Raw genomic sequence first — 1367 nt, forward strand, 5'->3', positions numbered from 1 at the left:
CAAAGAGAACAAAAATAGAACAGCAAAGATCAACAGACCCTAACAATTAGCGAGCAAGTTTACGCCAAACTTCGGTTTCTTCTGTGCCATTTACCATGCCTTTATGGTGCCAGTAAATTACCTCTTGCCCGTGTTCTTGTTTGGTCTCAAGCCAGCCTTTAAAGGTGAACACTTTACCGTGATGTTCATTTGAGGTGCCTTGTTCGATATGTTCGCTATAGCTATCGCCATCAAGGGTGAATTTACCTGCTAAATACCCTAAAAATTCGCCTTGTTGCATATTGTTTAAGGCAAATTTATCGCCTTTTACGGTTTTGATTGCGACAAGCGTTGCGTTGTCTGCTTTTAATACTTCACCTGAAGGCGTTTTGTATTCCCCTTTAATAAATTGCCAATCACCTTCATATTGGTGGGCAATGGCATTTGATACAAAAAGAGTGAGTGTTAGGCAAAGTCCTTTAAATAAATTCATTATTATTTCCTGTCGTTAAAATTTGCTAACAGTTAATACTAAAGCCCTTTTAAAAAGTAGTGTTAGAATCACAAATCAGAAAAAAATAAGAAAAATGAAACCATTAAATAGCGTTATTTATCGGTTTTTCTCATCACAGGAGTACTCAAATGCAACCAACCTCTAGTCGCCTTAATTATGCGTTTATCACCGAAGATGACCTTGATGATTTATACCAACTCGACCAAGACCCTGCCGTGATGAAGCACCTTAATGGTGGTAAACCAACTACCATGGAAGAAAAGAAAACCATTTTTTTACCGCGCATGGCTAAATATGCCAATAAAGAAAAAGGCTGGGGTCTTTGGAAAGTTAACATTAAAGAATCAGGTGAATTTATTGGCTGGATTTTAGTAAGGCCAATGCATTTCTTTAATGATGAAGCGGATACCGAGTGGCATAACCTTGAACTAGGCTGGCGTTTTAAACAAAGTTCGTGGGGTAAAGGGTATGCAACCGAAGCAGCTAATGCTTTAGTGGAGCAATTTGAGCAAATGCCAGAGTACACGTGTATTAGTGCTATTGCAGTAAAAGAAAACCTCGGTTCGATTGCGGTAATGGAAAAGCTTGGTATGAGGTTTGTAAAAGAGTATATGCATAGCGATCCGCTAGGGGATATTCCAGCAGTGCATTATGAAAGGGAGTTGTGATTGTCGTATCTATTATAAGAGCGAAATTTACTTGAGAGCTTATTCGTAACAACTTTTTTATTTGAAAATATGTTTGTCGCGCTGGCGACAGCTGCGTCCGTGTTTTATATCTAGCGCCATTCATTTTGCTCTATAACTGATAAGATGCTTTCTACAGATGCAATCGTATATATCTGTTAGTGTATTTGTCGCGCTGGCGACAGCAG

The 1367-nt window shown here is 38.8% G+C and carries 2 protein-coding genes; one reads left to right on the plus strand and one right to left on the minus strand.

What is annotated here, in order from left to right; genetic code table 11:
- Positions 1-46 precede the first annotated feature (46 nt).
- Positions 47-472: a hypothetical protein gene (locus ON073_RS20320; RefSeq protein ID WP_274763687.1), complete on the minus strand. Its 426-nt coding sequence runs from the start codon at positions 470-472 to the stop codon at positions 47-49.
- A gap of 149 nt (positions 473-621) precedes the next feature.
- Here ON073_RS20320 and ON073_RS20325 point away from each other — a divergent pair, with 149 nt between their 5' ends.
- Positions 622-1161 (plus strand): GNAT family N-acetyltransferase, encoded by a 540-nt coding sequence (locus ON073_RS20325; RefSeq protein WP_274763688.1) that lies wholly within the window; start codon positions 622-624, stop codon positions 1159-1161.
- The last annotated feature ends 206 nt before the right edge of the window (positions 1162-1367 follow it).

It is taken from the genome of Pseudoalteromonas sp. G4 (assembly GCF_028875915.1).
Classification (GTDB): domain Bacteria; phylum Pseudomonadota; class Gammaproteobacteria; order Enterobacterales; family Alteromonadaceae; genus Pseudoalteromonas.

Coding starts and splice junctions, on each gene's coding strand:
- ON073_RS20320 (WP_274763687.1), bottom strand. CDS start 472: ATGAATTTATTTAAAGGACTTTGCCTAACACTCACTCTTTTTGTATCA.
- ON073_RS20325 (WP_274763688.1), top strand. CDS start 622: ATGCAACCAACCTCTAGTCGCCTTAATTATGCGTTTATCACCGAAGAT.